Origin of the sequence: Bacillus sp. TE8-1, from assembly GCF_008368855.1 — a bacterium.
GTDB classification, from domain to species: domain Bacteria; phylum Bacillota; class Bacilli; order Bacillales; family Bacillaceae_G; genus Bacillus_A; species Bacillus_A cereus.
Map to the genome: position 1 here is coordinate 22,542 of NZ_QPET01000009.1, position 17,875 is coordinate 40,416.

A 17,875-nucleotide genomic window follows, 5' to 3' on the forward strand; every position below is an offset into this window, starting at 1 on the left:
CTAATTGGAGGGAATAGCTATGCTTTTAAAATATTTTTATGATGAAAAATTAGCACATGCTTCCTATTTAGTCGGTTGTCAGAAAGAAGGCGTAGCAATCGTTATTGATCCTAGTCGCTATATAGAACAATATATAGAATTTGCTAAGAAAGAGGGGATGGAAGTAATTGCTGCGGCTGAGACTCATATTCATGCTGATTTTCTTTCTGGGTCTAGAGAACTTTCTACTCTTTATCATGCAAATTTATACGTATCTGATGAAGGAGATTGTGATTGGAAATATCAATATCTTAACGAAGGTCGATACAAATTGGTTAGAGAGGGTACAGAGTTTAAAGTAGGTCATATAAAATTTGATGTAATTCACACCCCAGGGCATACGCCTGAAAGTATTTCTTTTTTAGTAACTGATACAAGTCAAAATAACTATACGAATGATAAGCCGATAGGGATATTCACAGGTGATTTTATATTTGTAGGAGATATAGGAAGGCCGGATTTATTAGAAACTGCAGTCGGTATGAAAGATACTGCAAAAATAGGAGCAAAACAATTATTTGATTCTATACAAAAAATAAAAATACTTCCTGATTATTTGCAAATATGGCCATCACATGGTGCGGGAAGCGCATGTGGAAAAGCATTAGGAGCAATTCCAACTTCTACATTAGGTTATGAAAAGATGTTCAATTGGGCATTTCAGTGTAATGAAGAAAGTGATTTTATATCGACTTTATTGACAGGACAGCCAGAGCCTCCAAAGTATTTTTCATTAATGAAGAATTTAAATAAGTATGGTCCGCCAATTCGTAAGAAGAGAAAAAGTACTGCTATTAATACAGTAGAAGAACTTCAAGAAATTTTGAAGAGCGTTTATCAAATAGTTGATATAAGGGATGTAGAGAGTTTTGCTGCAGGTCATATCGAGAAGTCAATTAACATACCTTATAACAATTCTTTCACAACTTGGTGTGGATGGTTATTAGATTATAAAAAAGAAACTTTAATAATTCTAGATGAGGAAAAAGTTAAAGTAGAGGCAGTTATTAGAGAATTTGAATCTATTGGGTTAGATAATATTATTGCTTTTGCACCCTTAAAAGTAATACAAAGACTTGATAGATTTGAAAGTTACAAAGAAAAAACATCGATTGAATTATATCCGCATATAAAAGGTGGAAGCGTTAAGGTTATCGATGTGCGTAGTAAAAAAGAGTGGGAGGAAGGACACCTTCATGATGCAATACATATCACTTTAGGTAATCTATTTGAACAACTAGATTATATACCGAAAGATTTTCCAATAGTTTTGCAATGTCGAACCGGATTACGTTCCGCTATAGCAGCTAGTATTTTACAAAGAGCTGGTATAAAGGAAGTAGTGAATTTAAAGGGAGGATTTCTTGCATGGAAAGAAGAAGGGCTTCCTTATACAACATGCAATCTCAATGTGTAGGAAAATATTATATGCTAGGTAAGAATAATTAAAAGAAGTTATAGATGACGTGTTAGAAAAGGGAATCATAATTGTCGCAGATTCAGGAAATACATTAGGATTATTAATTGATTATCCAGTTAAATATGAAAATGTAATATTTGTTTTAGCATTAAATAATTTAACATTGGATCCATCTTTTATGGAATGGCAGTGTTGGAAGTACTTAGGTATTATCAATAAGAACCCAATTTAAAATTCTCTTGGATGCAAGAGAATTTTTTTATTGGGAATAGTAAGGGGGAGGGGAGGTGCATTACATATGGGAAAAGGTAGAAGTAATAATGCTGGTAAAAAGCAACCAAATTTTGATGATTCATCTAATTTTGCTAAACAAAGCCAACCGACAGAAAAGAAGAAGAAATAAGAACAGGAGCTCTCTTGATAAAGGGAGCTCCTGTTAAAAGTGGACTGACGTTTCAGAATAACATATCGATGGATTAACCCAATAGCCATAAATACAAGGTTTTAATTTTTCGAAGGGCACCTAATTTAATATTATTGTCCCGCTTTTTTATACTTATTGACGCGTTAAATCCATTTAAAATGCTCCTTAATGGCGTTGGGCGTGACCTTCATTAAAATTTTTTAAACCTAATGGGACTTACCATTAAGAGGGCGAGGATTAAAGTAATCCATGCATTACTATATGAAAACAATGCCATACCAGCCAATGATAATCCTGCAGCTGGAATAGGTAATCCCTTAAAATATCCAATAGTTGGTTTAATACTAAATTTAGCTAATCTTAAAGCACCCATTGTTGGGAATAGGATAAATGCCAAAGAAGTTAAAATAGAAGGTGTTGCTATCGTATGAAATAAAAGCGCAGGAGCGACGCCGAAACTAACAATATCAGCTAAGGAATCCAATTCTACGCCAAACTCACTGTTCACTTTTAATTTTCTTGCAATTCTTCCATCAAGAAAATCTAAAACAGCTGAAAAGAAAATGAGAATGGAGGCTGCTCCTAAATATTCACTCATATTCAAGGTGATTGAGAAAACACCGCACAATAAATTTCCAATCGTAAATAAATTCGGTATAACTTTTACAAGCTGATTAAACAAGTTTGTTCCTCCTAAATTAATTAAACTTCACATTTCTGTAGCAATTTCTATATATTCTTCCGTTATTCTTAAAAATATATGACCACTGTATTACTGTAAGCTAATTAAATTTCGATAAGAGAAAAATTGATTTCTTAAATGTTCCACTGGTTTATAAAAATGTTTAATCATTTTCAGTACGCGTTATTGAATATTAGCACCTGATAGTTGATATTTCGAGTAGTCAGGGATTTTCCGGTTCTGGTGCAAAAAATTCAAGGTAATTAAAAATAATCTCTAAAAAGGAGACATAATGATACTATTATTTTAAAAAGGTTCGTGGTTGGTATCGAATATAAAAAAATAGAATTTTTATACAAAAATCACCCGAAAGGGTGCCTTTTGTACCTCTTAAAATGACTGAAGATGTGTTTACTTGAGTTCATTAGGTAGTTAGAGGTTGATAGACTATCTTTAACGAAAATGTTGAGTAGTTCATCTTCATTATATATCAATTTAATAATGATTGGGGATTTAGAAAGTTCCATGGAAAGTACATATCAACCTGATTGGAAGATTGGAAATTTAATAACTGGTGATACATTTTACTTAACACAACATTTTGGTGCGCAAATGAAAATTTTTAAAGTCCACACAAATGGTACCCTAGAACGATTCCAAACAATAGAACCAGAATTAAAATAAAATTTTTGTAGCATCAATTAAATTCATTTCTTTTTATGCAAACACACTTTCAGCGGAACTAACTTCTTCACTATTTTGCGCTGGAAAGACTTTATAAAAAATGGTTACGTTTTCTGATCTTGAAATAACCCTCTCGAATTGCAATCCTGCTTTTTCTAAAAGCTTTACTGCATCAACAATAGAAGTAATTGCTACAAAAGTTTTTCAAATAAAATTTCTAAAAGCTTGATAGGTAATACCAAGGGAAAAGACCGTAGCTACTATATGTGCAGTCCATTTAGGCATATTTAAATTTAATACGGTATTGTACAACATTCCATATACGATACAAATGATTAATATGAATGCAATGAATTGAAGAACTAATAAAAATAGCGGTTGTTCCATTTATTCTCACTTCCTTTATTTGATATATTAATATAATTTATTTAAATGTGAAAGTTTTATTTCTATGAATTTCCAAAAAATGTGATATGAAAGGCATAGTAGTAATCACAAGAATTACTGCAAAACTATAATGGAACTAAAAGTATTATGACGAGATCAGTAAAATAGTAAAGAAGGTCACCATTCACGGCGACCTTCTTTACTATGCGTTATACCCAAATAATTTTAAATCTTCTCCTGAATCTGAAATGATTTTCTCAAATCGTAATCCTACTTTTTCTAAAAGCTTTCCTGAGGCGATGTTATCTATAGAAGTAATTGCTACAATTCGTTTCATGTTGAGCTTTTGTACACCGTATTCGATTATCGCAGAAGCTGACTCGTAGCCGTATCCTTGTGAACGGAATGTCTCTAAAAAGGCAAATCCGATATCAACATCTTCTAATGAATCTCTTTTAATAAGGCCACACATACCAAGTGGAGTGAGATCTTCTTTTCGTTCTACTAAGTAAAGGCCAAATCCGAGTTTGTTATACATATCGATGGGACCGTTTACAATATAATTTTTTGCATCTTCTAAGTTTCTAACTCCTTTGTCACCGATAAACTGAATCCATGCAGGATCGTTTACTAACTCAAGAATAAAAGGAGCGTCTTTTATATCAAACCAACGAAGGTTAAGACGTTCGGTTTCAAGAACTATCAATTATTACACCACCTTTAAAAAGTTATAACAATTAGTATGGATTGTGTAAAACAAAAGTGCAACATATTTTAATGGAGCTTTGTTTGTTCACATAAAGTTCGTTTGTTTTGTATAGAGAGATATTTTATAATTAGGATTGATTGTAAAGAGTGAGATGCTTATACAATGACTCCTAGGTGACTAGGAGTTTTTACTATATAACTATCATTATTACTAAATATGACACACTACACATTCTACTCAAGGAGGTACATAATGAAGAAATTATATAATGCATCGTTTACGTATTTGATTATCGGTTTATTATCAGGGATTTTCGCTAGGGAGTATGGTAAGTATAAAGGGATTTTAGGATCTACTTTGTTAAATCTTTTGCATACACATACACTTGTACTTGGCTTTTTCTTCTTTTTAATTGCTTTAGGATTAGCAAAAGTATTCGCGTTTCATGAAGTGCAAGGGTTTAATAAGTGGTTTGTTTTACATAACATTGCATTAACATTAATGTTAGGTTCGCTAGCAGCGAGAGGGCTTCTTCAGTTAAATGGAGCTGACTTTAAAGGGTTAACTTATATTGTAGGATTTTCTCATTCGTTGATGGCAGTTACTTTAATTTGGTTTATGTTGTTAATAAAGAAATCGTTTAAAATGTAGTGGGAAAGAACTTGTAGCGTGTGCTGCAGGTTCTTTTTTGTATGTTTAGGTTTAAAAATCTAATTTTTCTAATTATTTTGTATAAAGATGGTATACTTGTTTTAAATTTAAAAAGGAGAGTTGATTATGGAAATAACAATTGAACATGTAGTAAATGAATTAAAAGGCATACTTCCTGAAGATCGAGTAGTAATAAATATGACAGTACGAGAGTTACATAGTAAAGATGAATCTTACCATGTTAGTAGTTTACCTGATGTAGTTGTTTTTCCAAAAACGACCGAAGAAGTTAGCACGATAATGAAAATAGCGAGTCAGCACGGAACAGCTGTCGTTCCATTTGGAGTAGGGTCCAGTTTAGAGGGACATGTAATTCCTTACGAAAAAGGAATTACAATGGACTTTTCTCTTATGAACAAAATACTTGAAATAAGAGAAAAGGATTTTCTTGTGAGAGTACAGCCAGGGGTGACGCGCTCTCAGCTTAATAAAGAATTGAAAAAGTATGGATTATTTTTTAGTGTAGACCCAGGAGCTGATGCAACGTTAGGAGGAATGGCTGCTACAAATGCGAGCGGAACGACAGCGGTAAAGTATGGGGTAATGCGTGATCAAGTCCGAGATTTAGAAGTCGTTCTTGCTGATGGAGAAGTAATACATACCGGGAATTTAGCGGCGAAGTCATCATCAGGTTATCATTTAAATGGTATTTTCGTAGGCTCAGAAGGAACACTTGGATGTTTCACGGAGTTAACTTTAAAAGTATACGGTATACCAGAACATGTTATGGCTGCGAGGGCATCGTTTCCAACTATAAATGATGCAGTAGAAGCTGTAATTAACATATTACAGGCAGGTATTCCAATCGCGAGAATTGAACTCGTTGATGAATTATCTATGAAACAAGTAAATCATTACAATGAAACAAGTTACAGAGAAGAACCGACACTGTTTTTAGAGTTTCACGGCAATGAAGCAGGGTTAAAGCAAGATATTGAATTTACGAAAGAAATCGTTCTTGATCATAAATGTATAGAAATTGCATTTGAGATGGAAACAGCAGCGAGAAATAAACTGTGGGATGCAAGACATAACTTAGCGTACTCTTACGTGTATAGTTATCCTGGTAAAAAGCTAATGAGTACAGACGTATGTGTGCCAATTTCGGAATTAGCTGGAGCGATTCAACATGCAAAAGAGGTATTAGATAAAGTAGGGCTTATTGGCGGTATTCTCGGTCATGTTGGGGATGGGAATTTCCATGTACTCTTAATGATTGATACAAATGATAAAGAGGAAGTGAAGAAGGCAGACGAAATAAATGAAAGTATCGTTCAGTATGCTCTTAAACGAGGAGGAACGTGTACAGGAGAACATGGCGTTGGAATCGGAAAACGAAAGTATCAAGAAGAAGAGCATGGGGCAGCATTATTTGTAATGGAGAAAATAAAGAAAGCTCTTGATCCGCAAAATATTTTGAATCCGAATAAGGTGTTTCAATTAAAAGATAGGGGCTGAGTGGATGAAAGTACTAGAAGTGATAAGTAATGTAGCTAAGTATTTTGCATTTTGGACCGGCTGCTGCACTCCCAAGTGTATTAGCAGCAGTATGGCATAACATTGCAGGGCCAATATTAGCAACCATCTGGTCAAAAAATGCAAAGAACACTTTCAGCGATGAAAATGTATCAATAAATATAGAAAAATAGGAATGATAAATAATGCAAAAACGTATTGTACATTTTGAAGGAATGGTTGTATTTTTAGCCACGATTTATATGTATTCAATATATGAGTTTAGTTGGATTATATTTTTTGTATTCCTTTTAGCGCCGGATTTATCCATGTTAGCGTATGGGATCAATAATCACGTTGGTGCGAAAATATATAACGTATGTCATACATATATCATATCCATATTAATTGTTCTAATAGGTGTCTATTTTAAGATAGATACCGTTATAATGATTGGCTTAATATGGACAGCACATATTGGAATGGATCGAATGTTTGGATATGGATTGAAATATGAGACGGATTTTAAGGATACTCATATTCAAAGATTATAATTGCTTTTGAGGAGAGGGATACGTTGAAACAGAGAATTACTATCGAAGAATATAACATCAAATGGGAAAGTGAATTTAATAAGCTACAAACTCTCATTAACGATGTGATGGAAGACAGCATTTTATCCATTGAACATGTTGGGAGTACATCTGTTAAAGGGCTTGCATCAAAACCAATACTAGATATTGATGTTGTAATAGAAGAGTACGAAATTTTTCATGAGGTAGTAAAAAAACTTGAGAAGATAGGGTACTATCATCAGTTAGAATGGAGCTTTAAAGGAAGAGAGGCATTTGGAAGAAAGGATATGTTCGTTCCATGGAACGAGGGAAATACAGTTTGGATGGAACATCATTTATATGTGTGTGATAAAAATAGTGAAGAGTTGAGAAGGCATATAGCGTTTCGAGATTACCTTCGTGAACATACTGAAGTAGCTAATGAGTATGGAAACTTGAAGGAAGAGTTAGCAAGAGAGTCGAAAAATCGATCTAGTTATATTGAAGGTAAGACCGTATTTATTACAAATATATTAGAAAAAATAAACTAAGGTAGCATGGAATACATGCTGCCTATTGTTTTGAAATAGAAAGCTGCCATTATAAAACAAATACAAACTGGCCCTGTTGATTGATGCGGTTACTAAATATAATAGGAAATAAAATAGAAAAGAGCGGAAAAGAGGGAGCTTATGTACATACCAAAATATTTCGTAATACAAGATGAAGAGATGAAGTACGAAATAATGGAACAAAATAGCTTTGCGACATTATTTTCTCAACATAACGGAGAACCATATGCAACGCACTTGCCGTTGTTATTAAATAGGGAGACCCTTACTTTACATGGTCACTTCGCACGGCCGAATGAACAGTGGAAAGATATTGGGACTCAGCAAGTACTAGCTATATTTCAAGGACCACATAGTTACATCTCTCCGTTATGGTATGAAACAAACAATGCAGTACCAACATGGAATTACGTTGCAGTGCATGTATATGGTGAATTAGAAATTGTTGAGGATGAACAGGAATTAATTGACTCTCTTCAAGAATTAGTACATACATATGAAGATTCAAAGAGCACGTACTCATTAAACGATGTAGATCCGAATTATATGGCAGGATTAAGTAAGGGAATAGTTGGATTCAAAATAAAGATAAATAAAATAGAAGGAAAAGCGAAGTTAAGTCAAAATCATTCTGTAGAGAGACGGAATTTAGTTGTGGAGAAACTTGAGAAAGTTGGTAGTGAGGAGAGTAAGAGGATTGCGGAGTTGATGAGAAAATAAAGCCTACATCAAAGAGAAATATTCTAAATAAGCGTATTTAAAAAGACCTTCTTAATTGAAGGTCTTTCATTTTTTAAAGTGCTTTTTCAGTTGTTGTTGAGTTGTAGTCTTTACTTACGTCAACGGATTGAACAAGGTCAGGTCTTTGTGGTGCAGGGGTGTCCCCAATGTTTAATGCTACATATCCTAACTGTGTTTTCGGTGTTTCTGAGGTGAAGCTTAACCCAAGAGTTGTGATGCTAATAACAGCTAAGCCAATGATGCTCAATTTAATCTTTTTCATTATATCAAAGCTCCCTTTTCTTCATGTTTTTTTCTTGCTTGATTGGCCATGTAAAAGTATTGACTAGCTTTTATATGGTCTTCTTTTTCATAAAACATATTTGCTAGAACATCAGTGTACTCTTGTATACATTCCCAAAGGTTTTCTGTTTTAAAGTAAGAAATTCCTTCCAAAATTATCATTTCTAAATCATTTATAGAAGTTTTATTATTTAGTTCTCTTAAAATCATGAAACGATATTGAAACTCTTTGTTTTCTAGTTTATTTGAGATGTTTAATCCTTTTTTTATAAGTTCTTTAGCCTGGGTATATTCTCCAAGCTTGTAGTATTCACGTGCTTCAACAAAAAGTGCTTTAAAGTGATTTGGTTGCTTAGTTGTAACCTCTGAAATATGACGCATTGCTAACTCTGAAAGGTTTTGACTTGCATATAGCCAAGCTAAATTATGTCGTACTCTTAATGATAAAGTCTCCTCTGAATACTTCTGTAGAATATTTAATGCTGAATCAAGTCTAATTTCAGCTTGTTCAAACTGTTTTAAATCAATACAAGATAAACCAAAGATGTTATCACACAAAGCAACATTAATTTCACAGTTTATATGTTTTGAAAAAATCGCTTTAGCTTCATTTGTAGATTGGATTGCTACTAGTGGTTGATATGTTTGATAATAATAGGCAGCTAAGCGGTAGTTAAATTCAGCATTCTCTAGTTCGTCAGATACGTGTATTAGCAGCTTTTTAGCGTTCTCGAAAAGGTGTTTTGCTGCATTGTAGTTTCCAATAATTGTATTGTGAATAGCCTTAAAAAAATGATAATAATAAGAAAATAGCCCATTCTCTGGAAGTGGGAAAGAATCAATTTTATTAAAATCATCTTTATTAATATTTAAACCATCTGTTAAAATTTTGTATCTGAAATTAAAAAGTGAATAATACAATTGTAGGTTTGTATCTTCTTCTGAATTAGAGATGGTATTTTCAATATCTTTTTTTATTTTTGTTGCATGGGTAGTTTGATGCTGTAACATAGCTCTATACCAGTCATTAAATAATTTTGTAATTTGTTCATTACCTTGTAGTTGAACGCTCATGAAATCCCCTCACTTTTTGAATATTCTTATAAAATATAGTATCAAAAATAAAAATATTTAGAAATGATGTTTTATATTTCTCAATATTTGTTTAACAAGCTTACGAGTAAGTCTATTGGAATAGTGTAGAATTTGTTTTGGATTAAAGAAATGGCATCGGGGGATGTGCATTTTAAAGTTTTAGTTGAGTGGGGGGATATAAAAAGGGTGCGTTCACACAAATTATATGAACGCACCTTTTTACATATTAAACAATCAAGTCCCACAAAAAGTACGATAAGGGCGATTCGTCGGTGTAGGCGGAATGCAGTATTCTTCTTGATCTGTAGAATACGCATAAGGGTTTGATAAAGCTTCAAGAAGTTGCTCCATTACGCTATAGTCGTCATTTGTAACAGCTGCTTCTAGTGCTTCTTCTACACGGTGGTTCCTCGGGATGATTGATGGGTTATTATTTTTCATCATCTCGTAGGCGTTTTCTTTTGATTGTTCTTGTCTTTCTAATCGAGATTGCCACAGTTTGTACCATTCTTTAAATTCAGGACTTTCAAATAGAGCTGTATTTTCGATAGCATCAAGAGTTAATGAACGGAATGTATTTGTGTAATCCGCTTTATATTTCTCCATCATTTTTAAAAGTTGCTCAATAAGTGATTGATCTTGTTCTTCGTTGCTAAATAGTCCTAATTTCTTTTTCATTCCAAGGAACCACTGTTTTTCATACTGTACGCTAAATTTCGAAATTTCGTCTTGAGCGATTTTTAATGCTTCTTCTTCATCTTCGTGCAGAATTGGTATTAAAGATTCAGCTAGTCGTGCTAGATCCCATGCGGCCATATATGGTTGATTTCCATATGCATAACGACCTTGTGTGTCAATAGAGCTAAATACAGTTCCTTGGTCGTAATTGTCCATAAATGCACAAGGACCGTAATCAATTGTTTCGCCACTGATCGTTATATTGTCAGTGTTCATTACGCCGTGAATAAATCCAACAAGTTGCCATTTTGCGATAAGACTGGCTTGTCTTTTAATGACTTCTTGTAGTAATGCAGTATATCGGTTTTCATGAGATTCAATTTCTGGGTAATGCCTTTTTATCGTATAGTCAGCTAGTGATTTCAGGTCCTCTATTGAACCACGAGCTGCAGCATATTGAAATGTACCGACGCGAATATGGCTACTAGCTACTCTAGTTAAAATTGCTCCAGGTAACTTTGTTTCACGATAGGTTGGTTCACCGGTTGTGACAACTGCTAAACTGCGGGTAGTTGGAATATCGAGTGCATACATTGCTTCGCTAATAATATATTCACGTAGCATCGGACCGAGTGCAGCACGGCCATCTCCTCGGCGTGAATAGGGAGTAGGCCCAGAACCTTTCAGTTGAATATCGAAACGCTCACCTGAAGGAGTAATTTGTTCGCCAATTAAAAGAGCACGACCGTCGCCTAACATATTAAAATGTCCGAATTGATGGCCAGCATATGCTTGAGCTAATGGATGAGCTCCTTCTGGGAGTGCATTACCAGCGAAAATAGCAATTTCAGCTTCCTTTTTCAGTTCTTCAGGGGTCAAGCCAAGAGATATCGCTAATGAATGGTTTAGTTTAACTAACTCCGGTGAACTTACGGGAGTAGGGGGGATTTCTGTATAAAATGATTGTGGTAAAGTCGTATAACTATTATCTAAATTCCAACCTGTTTCATTATTTTTAGTCATTGTATCTCCTCCTTTTTGTATTTTAAATTATGTATTTGTACGTATATATTCTTTGTAAAGTTAACTAAAAGTATAATATAATATTTCCCCTTGCAATCTATTGTAAGGACTTCATTGCACTATGTCTATTTAACAGCAAATACAAAACTCCATTTTTAAAAAAAATGGAGTTTTTATTATTACTTAATTTTTACGATTATTTTTCCTTTTGCTCTTCCAGCCTCGGAATATTCCATTGCTTTTTGCGCATCTTCAAAAGGGAAAACTCGATCGATTACCGGTTTGATTTCACCAGCTTCAATATAGTTTGCAATAGTACGTAATTGATCCCCACTTGGCTTCATAAATAAAAATGAATATTGAGCATTATGCTTTTTTTCAAGTGCAGTAAGTTTTTTGCTGGCTAATGAAAATAAGAGAGTTTTAAAGAATCCTGAACCAAATTCTTTACCGAAGCGAGCATTCGGCATGCCTGAAACGGAAACAATGTTTCCTCCCCTTTTTATAATATTGAATGATTTTTCAAGTGTTGCACCGCCGATTGTATCAAATACGGCATCATAATTTTTTAGTATATCTTCAAATTTTTCTGTTTTGTAATTAATAATTTCATCTGCGCCAAGAGACGTTACTAAATTCGCACCAGCTTCACTAGCAGTCGTTGTAACAATGGCACCCATTATTTTTGCTAACTGAATAGCGAAAGTACCAACACCACCGGATCCAGCGTGAATTAAAATCTTTTGTCCTTTTTGTAATTGCATGATGTCATGTAATGCTTGATATGATGTTAAGCCAACGAGTGGAATCGAAGCAGCTTCCTCAAAACTTAAATTTTTCGGTTTTAAAGCTATATCATCTTCATGAATGGCTATATACTCCGCGAAAGTACCAATCTTATTTTTTCTTGGACGAGCATATATTTCATCACCAACTTTAAAACGAGTTACTTTTGATCCAACCTTCGTGATGACACCGGCAAAGTCGTTACCAAGGATTAGGGGCATTTCATATTTCAGTAACATTTTTACTTTTCCGTCGCGTATTTTAAAATCAATTGGGTTAATGCTAGCTGCATGAATTTCTGCGAGCACTTCATACTCATTTATTTCAGGAGTAGGTACCTCTGCCATACGCATTGGGACTTTTCCATATCTATCAATTATCATTGCTTTCATTTCTTATACCTCCAAGTTTTAATAAAAGTTTTGCAATAGCTTCTCAATATCTAATACAAGATTTTTTAATAAACCTAATTTTGTACGTATATCAATATAATAAAAATTCTTTGTACCTTCTTTTCTCATTAAAATAATGCCAGCTTCTCGTAAAATCTTAAGGTGATGTGATACTGCTGGACGGGAAAGGTGTGTTTGCTTCGTGATTTCTCCTACACGTAATCCTGTTTGACATTCCGTTTCCATTAGCACTAATAAAATAGCTTGACGCGTTTCATCACCAATTGCCAATAATACTTTTTGAGAATCAATAAAATCTTTTTTTATAATATTTAATTGTTCTTGTTTATTCATTTCAATCACTTTGCCTCCAGGTAATTAGTCGAAAGGTTTAAGATGATGAACCATTACTTCGATACGGTAATGCTACATGATTGTTGTATGAGGTGCAATATTGAGAAAGAAAATCGAGACGAATGAATTTTTTATTGTTGAAAATTATAGGGAGATAGAAAAGGGATTGGAAGGACTACATAACACAATAGATGAGGTTTTAAAAACAAAAAATGATGTAACAATAAAATAAGCGGTCGTAACCTTGTATAATCCATAAGGTTACGACCGCTTATAATGTTTGTATTATTTTTGAATTTTACGATAGAACATGGTTCAACGTAAAGTACGTTCTTTTGTTTTACACTTTCATACAGACACAATTCAGGTGATTATAGATGTATGAAAAGGTAAAAGGAATTTTGGGGCGTAATCTATCTACATGATAATTCAAAATGAAATATAAGTCTATATTTTAATGTTTTTTTTGATTATATTTATGTCACTGAGCTCAGAACAATGATTTGGAGGGGAAATATATGAAATCGAATTATGTACCAGTTTTAATTGTTGGAGGGGGATTATCTGGGTTAGCGTCTGCGTTATTTCTTGCAAAACATAACATTGAGTACTTACTTATTGAAAGGCATCCGTCTACTGCCATTCATCCGAAAGCAGGCGGTCTTACTTTACGTACAATGGAGTTATTTCGAGAATTAGGCTTGGAAAAAAGAATTAAATTGGCAGGTAAAGCATTAGAGAACTGCCGAGGAAGAATAGCGGTTCATACAATAGCTGAAGCGAATAAAGAAGAATTGGAACAAATGAGAGCGACGCAATACAGAAACGATGAAGAGTTACTTCAAAAAATAGAAAAGATTAGTCCATCAAAACAAACTGCATGTTATCAAATTATTTTAGAAGAGATGATGTTACAAGAAGAAAAAACGCTAGGCGGGCAACTATCTTTTTATCATGAATTAGTTTCATTTGAACAAAGTGAAAACGGGGTAAAAACAAAGCTTCGAAATCGTGAAACAGACAAAGAAAGTGTCATACATTGTGACTATGTAATTGCAGCGGATGGAGCGAAAAGTAAAATACGTGAGCAGTTAGGGATTAAAACTGAGGGTCGTGGAACCATTGGTGGCTATTATATGAATATTTATTTTGAAGCTGATTTAAGAGAGTTTATACAAGGAGACGCATTCGGTTTTTCGATGGTACTTCATCCGGAGGTTCTTGGTGCACTTATCCCGGTTGATAACGTAAAAAAATGGATTTATCATGTAGCCTACGATCCATTAAAAGGAGAGGGGCTAGAGGACTTCACTATAGAACGTTGTAAACAAATTATTCAAATAGCAATTGGAAGTACAAATGTTGAATCAAAAATATTAAGTGTTTTACCGTGGGAAGCGGCCGAAAGTACAGCGGTGAAATTTCAAGGGAATCGAACCTTTTTAGTTGGAGATTCAGCACATATTATGCCGCCAACAGGAGGATTTGGTTCAAATACAGGAATACAAGATGCGCATAACTTAGCTTGGAAATTAGCGGCTGTTATAAAAGGGAAGGCAAAACCAAAACTGTTAGAAACATATCATGAGGAGAGACACTCTGTTGCAAAATTAACGACAGCTTATGCAAGTAGTTTACTGTTTCGTGCTGCGAATAGAGAGGAAGGCAGTTTGAATAATATGGATGGTTTAGCTGTTACAGTTGGATATCAGTATTGTTCAGAGGCAATTATAGATGATTCAGTCACTCCGCATAGAATGGATAGCATAGAGTTGAACGGAAGACCTGGAACGCGAGCGCCACATTTATGGGGAACGTATGAAGGGAAGAAAGTTTCTACATTAGACTTATTCGGTAACAGTTTTGTATTACTTACAGGAGTAGAAAATAGTTCTTGGGCTGAGGCAGCACATGCTGTTTCAGCTAAATTAGGAATAAATATAAAAGGGTATCGTGTTGGCTTAAGTGGAGACTTTGTTGTTCCAGAAGATATTTTTAGCAAATTATATGGTATAGAGAATGGAGGTGCTGTATTAATTAGACCAGATGGCTTTATCGGATGGCGTTCGGAAAAAACGGTAGTAAATCCAGATATAGTATTGGAAGAGGTAATGAGAAATTTATTATGTGATTTTTAAGTAACTACAGAAATATTGTTTTATGTGCTTCACTCTACTGAAAAAAATATTCACAAATTTCAATAGATTTGATATGATTAAATTCGACAAGTTAATAGAGGCCGGAGATATTTGAGAAAAGCCATAAATTTATTTAGGGACACAGGAGTGTAGCCTAAATAATTTATGGCTTTTTTTATTGAATGAACCGTACAAAATAGGGAGTTACATGTGAAAAGGAGGGTTATAGAAATTAAATAGGATAATACTAGTTTTCTATATTAATAATATAGAAAACATTTGTAAGATTGGAATTTTAATATAGGTTTATAAAAATAATGAAAGTGTGTCTTCTGTTTCGTGTAAATCTCATTAGCTTGTTGAAATTTGCAACGTAGGAAGGGTTAGAAGAATGAGAAAGATTATTAGCGTTTTAGTTATTTTCTTTATGACTGGAAGTATGTTTGCTGGGGGAGCTGTTCATGCGAAAGCAGAAGGAAAGCATGAATGGAATACGAATAAGTTTTTAAATATTGCACATCGCGGAGCAAGTGGGCATGCACCTGAGCATACTTTTGCTTCTTATGATTTAGTGAAAAAAATGAAAGCGGATTATTTAGAATTAGATATTCAATTAACAAAGGATGGCCAATTAATTGCAATGCATGATACAGCAGTTGATCGCACTACAAATGGAACAGGCGAAGTACGCGATAAAACGTTAAGCGAAATAAAGAGTTTAGATGCTGGATCATGGTTTAATAAAGCGTATCCAGAAAAGGCTAAGCAAGAGTATGTTGGGCAAAAGGTTCCAACTCTTGAAGAAATCTTCCAAAAGTATGGAAGAAGTATGAAGTATTATATTGAAACAAAATCACCAGATGTGTATCCAGGAATGGAAGAGAAATTGTTGGCGTTGTTACAAAAATATAATTTAGTAGGCCAAAACATGTCTTCTAGCCGTGTTATGATTCAATCATTTAGTAAAGATAGTTTGAAAAAGATTCATAGTATGAATGAAAATATTCCGTTAGTTCAATTGCTTTGGTATTATCCAAATGAAAACAATGAAATTGTTGAATGGTCTGGCATTACACATGAACCGAAAAGTGTAACAAATGATGATTTTCAAGAAATTAAAAAGTATGCAGCTGGTATTGGACCAAACTTACGTAATGATAACGGGGAACTAATTATTGATGAGTCCTATATGAAAATGGCTAGGAAAAATGGACTGTTAATTCACCCTTATACAATTAATGAGAAACCAGATATGAGACTGTTAATCAAATGGGGTGCTACAGGAATGTTTACAAATTATCCGGATCGATTACATAGTGTATTGAAGGAAAAATAAGTGGAACAGGGTATACCAGTGTTTTAGGTATACCCTTTTTAATCTAACTCTCCGATAAACAGAATCTCTTTTTCATAGCATTCATCTGCATCATAAATAATTTCTTGAAAGTGAAGCGTTTTGAAGGAATGACAAACTGACATTTCCCATGTCTCCCAAAAATCAATTTCATTTGAAAGAAGAATCCATTTTTGAAATTCACTATCTCTATTAAAGAAATTATGAAAGTAGTCCTCATTTTTAAATATAATGATTTGCGAATCCCACAAATTATTTATAGAAATCAAAACAACAACTCGATATGTATGTGTATTGCTCGGTTTCATATTTATTAAATGATTTGCTTGATTTAATAAGGTTTGAATACATAACCGTATTACTTTTCTAGGTGTTTTACGAGAGTCAATAAAAGCTTGCGAAACTGGCAATAGCATATTCCAATATTCATCGTTATAGAAAGTAGAAGGGAACGATTTTGTATGTTCCTCAATTCGCTTTATCATAGTGTTTGTTTTTCGTTTCATACCACGTATTTTCTTTTCACGCATTGTGAGTCATCTCCATAAATTTTTGTAATGCAGCAGAGTGATATATATCTTTTCTAGTAATAAAAGTAGTAGGAACTTTTTTGAAGCTATTTGGCAAAGGGTTGAATGATATGTCATGTTGATGACCATTTAAAATAGACTTCATCATAATTGCTATGCCCATACCTGATTTTACACATGCGAGTATTGCTTCAATTGTTCCAAACTCTAATACTCGCTTAGGTGAAATTCCTTCTTCTTGAAGCCAATCTTCTAATAAATTTCTATAATAGCACCCGTGACTAAATGCAAGTAAATTCATGTCTCCTATGTCTTTAAAGGAAGATAAAGGCTTTTTGCTAATGAGAACTAATTCTTCTTCACGAAATATATTTGTATGAAGTTCAGCATGCTGAGTAGAGCCAGCTATAAACGCTCCGTCCAGTTTTCGTTCTAGTACAAGCCTAATCAATTGTTCCGTCGTATTTGATTCTAAAATCAATTCGACTTTTGAGTATTTCTCATAATAGGCCGTTAATATAGATGGAAGTCTTACAGCGGTTGTAGATTCTGTACATCCAATTTTTAAAGTGCCCCTTGGTTCGATCCCATTACTTTGAACTGCTTTAACAGATTGATTCATTAAGTGGATAATTTGTTTAGCGTATGTTAATAAAATCTCACCGTTAGAAGTTAAAGTTACACCTTTTCCGTTTCGGTAAAATAAAGGTACACCTAGTTCATTTTCTAGTTGTTTCATACGCATTGTTACGCCAGACTGTACATAGTTTAAATTTTTAGCTGCGTGAGATATGTTTTTTTCTTTCGCAACTTCGTAAAATACAGTTAAATCTTTTATATCCAAGTATCATCCCTCCAGAAAAGG

20 protein-coding genes and 1 pseudogene are annotated in these 17,875 nt (G+C 33.8%); 11 read left to right on the forward strand and 10 right to left on the reverse strand.

The window, feature by feature from the left end; genetic code table 11:
* The first annotated feature begins 19 nt into the window (after positions 1 to 19).
* A complete protein-coding gene (locus tag DN404_RS06625) occupies positions 20 to 1,456 on the forward strand; it encodes an MBL fold metallo-hydrolase (protein ID WP_097919504.1) in 1,437 nt (478 codons plus the stop codon).
* Between the two features lie 617 nt (positions 1,457 to 2,073).
* Here DN404_RS06625 and pssA read toward each other — a convergent pair.
* Complete coding sequence (gene pssA, locus DN404_RS06635; RefSeq protein ID WP_000483080.1) at positions 2,074 to 2,565, reverse strand: CDP-diacylglycerol--serine O-phosphatidyltransferase; 492 nt, start codon at positions 2,563 to 2,565, stop codon at positions 2,074 to 2,076.
* 501 nt (positions 2,566 to 3,066) lie between these two features.
* Here pssA and DN404_RS06640 point away from each other — a divergent pair.
* The gene (locus tag DN404_RS06640; RefSeq protein WP_002000399.1) at positions 3,067 to 3,249 is read left to right on the forward strand and encodes a DUF5065 family protein; all 183 of its coding nucleotides are present in this window, start codon (positions 3,067 to 3,069) and stop codon (positions 3,247 to 3,249) included.
* Positions 3,250 to 3,453: 204 nt separating this feature from the next.
* Here DN404_RS06640 and DN404_RS06645 read toward each other — a convergent pair whose 3' ends face one another.
* Entirely contained in the window at positions 3,454 to 3,636 is a 183-nt protein-coding gene (locus DN404_RS06645; protein ID WP_006922728.1) for a hypothetical protein, read from the reverse strand.
* A 202-nt stretch (positions 3,637 to 3,838) separates the two neighbouring features.
* Positions 3,839 to 4,342 carry a GNAT family N-acetyltransferase gene (locus DN404_RS06650; protein WP_000636203.1) on the reverse strand — a complete coding sequence of 168 codons (504 nt, stop codon included), beginning with the start codon at positions 4,340 to 4,342 and terminating at the stop codon, positions 3,839 to 3,841.
* Positions 4,343 to 4,597: 255 nt separating this feature from the next.
* Here DN404_RS06650 and DN404_RS06655 point away from each other — a divergent pair, with 255 nt between their 5' ends.
* From DN404_RS06655 to DN404_RS06680, 6 genes and pseudogenes are all read left to right on the forward strand, one after another.
* On the forward strand, positions 4,598 to 4,996 hold the full coding sequence (locus DN404_RS06655; protein WP_000737896.1) for a DUF2871 family protein: 399 nt from the start codon (positions 4,598 to 4,600) through the stop codon (positions 4,994 to 4,996).
* A 126-nt stretch (positions 4,997 to 5,122) separates the two neighbouring features.
* Entirely contained in the window at positions 5,123 to 6,514 is a 1,392-nt protein-coding gene (locus DN404_RS06660) for an FAD-binding oxidoreductase (RefSeq protein WP_149214877.1), read from the forward strand.
* Between the two features lie 35 nt (positions 6,515 to 6,549).
* Positions 6,550 to 6,705, forward strand: a pseudogene (locus DN404_RS06665) (bile acid:sodium symporter family protein); the annotation flags it as partial.
* Positions 6,706 to 6,717: 12 nt separating this feature from the next.
* Positions 6,718 to 7,065: a DUF4260 domain-containing protein gene (locus tag DN404_RS06670; RefSeq protein WP_001172063.1), complete on the forward strand. Its 348-nt coding sequence runs from the start codon at positions 6,718 to 6,720 to the stop codon at positions 7,063 to 7,065.
* A 23-nt stretch (positions 7,066 to 7,088) separates the two neighbouring features.
* Entirely contained in the window at positions 7,089 to 7,616 is a 528-nt protein-coding gene (locus DN404_RS06675) for a GrpB family protein (RefSeq protein ID WP_000813613.1), read from the forward strand.
* Between the two features lie 141 nt (positions 7,617 to 7,757).
* Positions 7,758 to 8,357, forward strand: a complete 600-nt coding sequence (locus DN404_RS06680) for an FMN-binding negative transcriptional regulator (protein ID WP_000275839.1) — start codon at positions 7,758 to 7,760, stop codon at positions 8,355 to 8,357.
* A 73-nt stretch (positions 8,358 to 8,430) separates the two neighbouring features.
* Here DN404_RS06680 and DN404_RS06685 read toward each other — a convergent pair whose 3' ends face one another.
* The 5 genes from DN404_RS06685 to DN404_RS06705 all read right to left on the reverse strand — a co-directional run bounded on the left by DN404_RS06685 (position 8,431) and on the right by DN404_RS06705 (position 12,997).
* Complete coding sequence (locus DN404_RS06685) at positions 8,431 to 8,640, reverse strand: hypothetical protein (RefSeq protein WP_000721431.1); 210 nt, start codon at positions 8,638 to 8,640, stop codon at positions 8,431 to 8,433.
* A complete protein-coding gene (locus DN404_RS06690) occupies positions 8,640 to 9,734 on the reverse strand; it encodes a response regulator aspartate phosphatase (RefSeq protein ID WP_149214878.1) in 1,095 nt (364 codons plus the stop codon). The genes DN404_RS06685 and DN404_RS06690 overlap by 1 nt, the downstream gene beginning before the upstream one ends.
* 255 nt (positions 9,735 to 9,989) lie before the next feature.
* The gene (locus tag DN404_RS06695) at positions 9,990 to 11,456 is read right to left on the reverse strand and encodes a protein adenylyltransferase SelO (RefSeq protein ID WP_098212543.1); all 1,467 of its coding nucleotides are present in this window, start codon (positions 11,454 to 11,456) and stop codon (positions 9,990 to 9,992) included.
* A 179-nt stretch (positions 11,457 to 11,635) separates the two neighbouring features.
* The gene (locus tag DN404_RS06700) at positions 11,636 to 12,634 is read right to left on the reverse strand and encodes an NADP-dependent oxidoreductase (RefSeq protein WP_000646436.1); all 999 of its coding nucleotides are present in this window, start codon (positions 12,632 to 12,634) and stop codon (positions 11,636 to 11,638) included.
* A gap of 18 nt (positions 12,635 to 12,652) precedes the next feature.
* Positions 12,653 to 12,997, reverse strand: a complete 345-nt coding sequence (locus DN404_RS06705) for an ArsR/SmtB family transcription factor (RefSeq protein ID WP_000571870.1) — start codon at positions 12,995 to 12,997, stop codon at positions 12,653 to 12,655.
* A 91-nt stretch (positions 12,998 to 13,088) separates the two neighbouring features.
* Between DN404_RS06705 and DN404_RS30905 the strand changes: the two genes are divergently transcribed.
* The 3 genes from DN404_RS30905 to DN404_RS06715 all read left to right on the forward strand — a co-directional run bounded on the left by DN404_RS30905 (position 13,089) and on the right by DN404_RS06715 (position 16,462).
* Positions 13,089 to 13,220: a hypothetical protein gene (locus tag DN404_RS30905; protein ID WP_001227549.1), complete on the forward strand. Its 132-nt coding sequence runs from the start codon at positions 13,089 to 13,091 to the stop codon at positions 13,218 to 13,220.
* Between the two features lie 286 nt (positions 13,221 to 13,506).
* Positions 13,507 to 15,126 carry an FAD-dependent oxidoreductase gene (locus tag DN404_RS06710; protein WP_149214879.1) on the forward strand — a complete coding sequence of 540 codons (1,620 nt, stop codon included), beginning with the start codon at positions 13,507 to 13,509 and terminating at the stop codon, positions 15,124 to 15,126.
* Between the two features lie 391 nt (positions 15,127 to 15,517).
* Positions 15,518 to 16,462 (forward strand): glycerophosphodiester phosphodiesterase, encoded by a 945-nt coding sequence (locus tag DN404_RS06715; protein WP_046392928.1) that lies wholly within the window; start codon positions 15,518 to 15,520, stop codon positions 16,460 to 16,462.
* Between the two features lie 38 nt (positions 16,463 to 16,500).
* Here DN404_RS06715 and DN404_RS06720 read toward each other — a convergent pair whose 3' ends face one another.
* Positions 16,501 to 17,010 carry a DUF3916 domain-containing protein gene (locus DN404_RS06720; RefSeq protein ID WP_149214880.1) on the reverse strand — a complete coding sequence of 170 codons (510 nt, stop codon included), beginning with the start codon at positions 17,008 to 17,010 and terminating at the stop codon, positions 16,501 to 16,503.
* Positions 17,003 to 17,854 (reverse strand): LysR family transcriptional regulator, encoded by an 852-nt coding sequence (locus DN404_RS06725; RefSeq protein ID WP_149214881.1) that lies wholly within the window; start codon positions 17,852 to 17,854, stop codon positions 17,003 to 17,005. Before DN404_RS06725 ends, DN404_RS06720 begins: the two co-directional genes overlap by 8 nt.
* Between the last annotated feature and the right edge of the window lie 21 nt (positions 17,855 to 17,875).

What these genes read in the sequence shown, in the direction of transcription:
- DN404_RS06625 (WP_097919504.1), top strand. Translation starts at nt 20, where the DNA reads ATGCTTTTAAAATATTTTTATGATGAAAAATTAGCACATGCTTCCTAT.
- DN404_RS06640 (WP_002000399.1), top strand. Translation starts at nt 3,067, where the DNA reads ATGATTGGGGATTTAGAAAGTTCCATGGAAAGTACATATCAACCTGAT.
- DN404_RS06645 (WP_006922728.1), bottom strand. Translation starts at nt 3,636, where the DNA reads ATGGAACAACCGCTATTTTTATTAGTTCTTCAATTCATTGCATTCATA.
- DN404_RS06655 (WP_000737896.1), top strand. Translation starts at nt 4,598, where the DNA reads ATGAAGAAATTATATAATGCATCGTTTACGTATTTGATTATCGGTTTA.
- DN404_RS06660 (WP_149214877.1), top strand. Translation starts at nt 5,123, where the DNA reads ATGGAAATAACAATTGAACATGTAGTAAATGAATTAAAAGGCATACTT.
- DN404_RS06670 (WP_001172063.1), top strand. Translation starts at nt 6,718, where the DNA reads ATGCAAAAACGTATTGTACATTTTGAAGGAATGGTTGTATTTTTAGCC.
- DN404_RS06680 (WP_000275839.1), top strand. Translation starts at nt 7,758, where the DNA reads ATGTACATACCAAAATATTTCGTAATACAAGATGAAGAGATGAAGTAC.
- DN404_RS06685 (WP_000721431.1), bottom strand. Translation starts at nt 8,640, where the DNA reads ATGAAAAAGATTAAATTGAGCATCATTGGCTTAGCTGTTATTAGCATC.
- DN404_RS06690 (WP_149214878.1), bottom strand. Translation starts at nt 9,734, where the DNA reads ATGAGCGTTCAACTACAAGGTAATGAACAAATTACAAAATTATTTAAT.
- DN404_RS06695 (WP_098212543.1), bottom strand. Translation starts at nt 11,456, where the DNA reads ATGACTAAAAATAATGAAACAGGTTGGAATTTAGATAATAGTTATACG.
- DN404_RS06700 (WP_000646436.1), bottom strand. Translation starts at nt 12,634, where the DNA reads ATGAAAGCAATGATAATTGATAGATATGGAAAAGTCCCAATGCGTATG.
- DN404_RS06710 (WP_149214879.1), top strand. Translation starts at nt 13,507, where the DNA reads ATGAAATCGAATTATGTACCAGTTTTAATTGTTGGAGGGGGATTATCT.
- DN404_RS06715 (WP_046392928.1), top strand. Translation starts at nt 15,518, where the DNA reads ATGAGAAAGATTATTAGCGTTTTAGTTATTTTCTTTATGACTGGAAGT.
- DN404_RS06720 (WP_149214880.1), bottom strand. Translation starts at nt 17,010, where the DNA reads ATGCGTGAAAAGAAAATACGTGGTATGAAACGAAAAACAAACACTATG.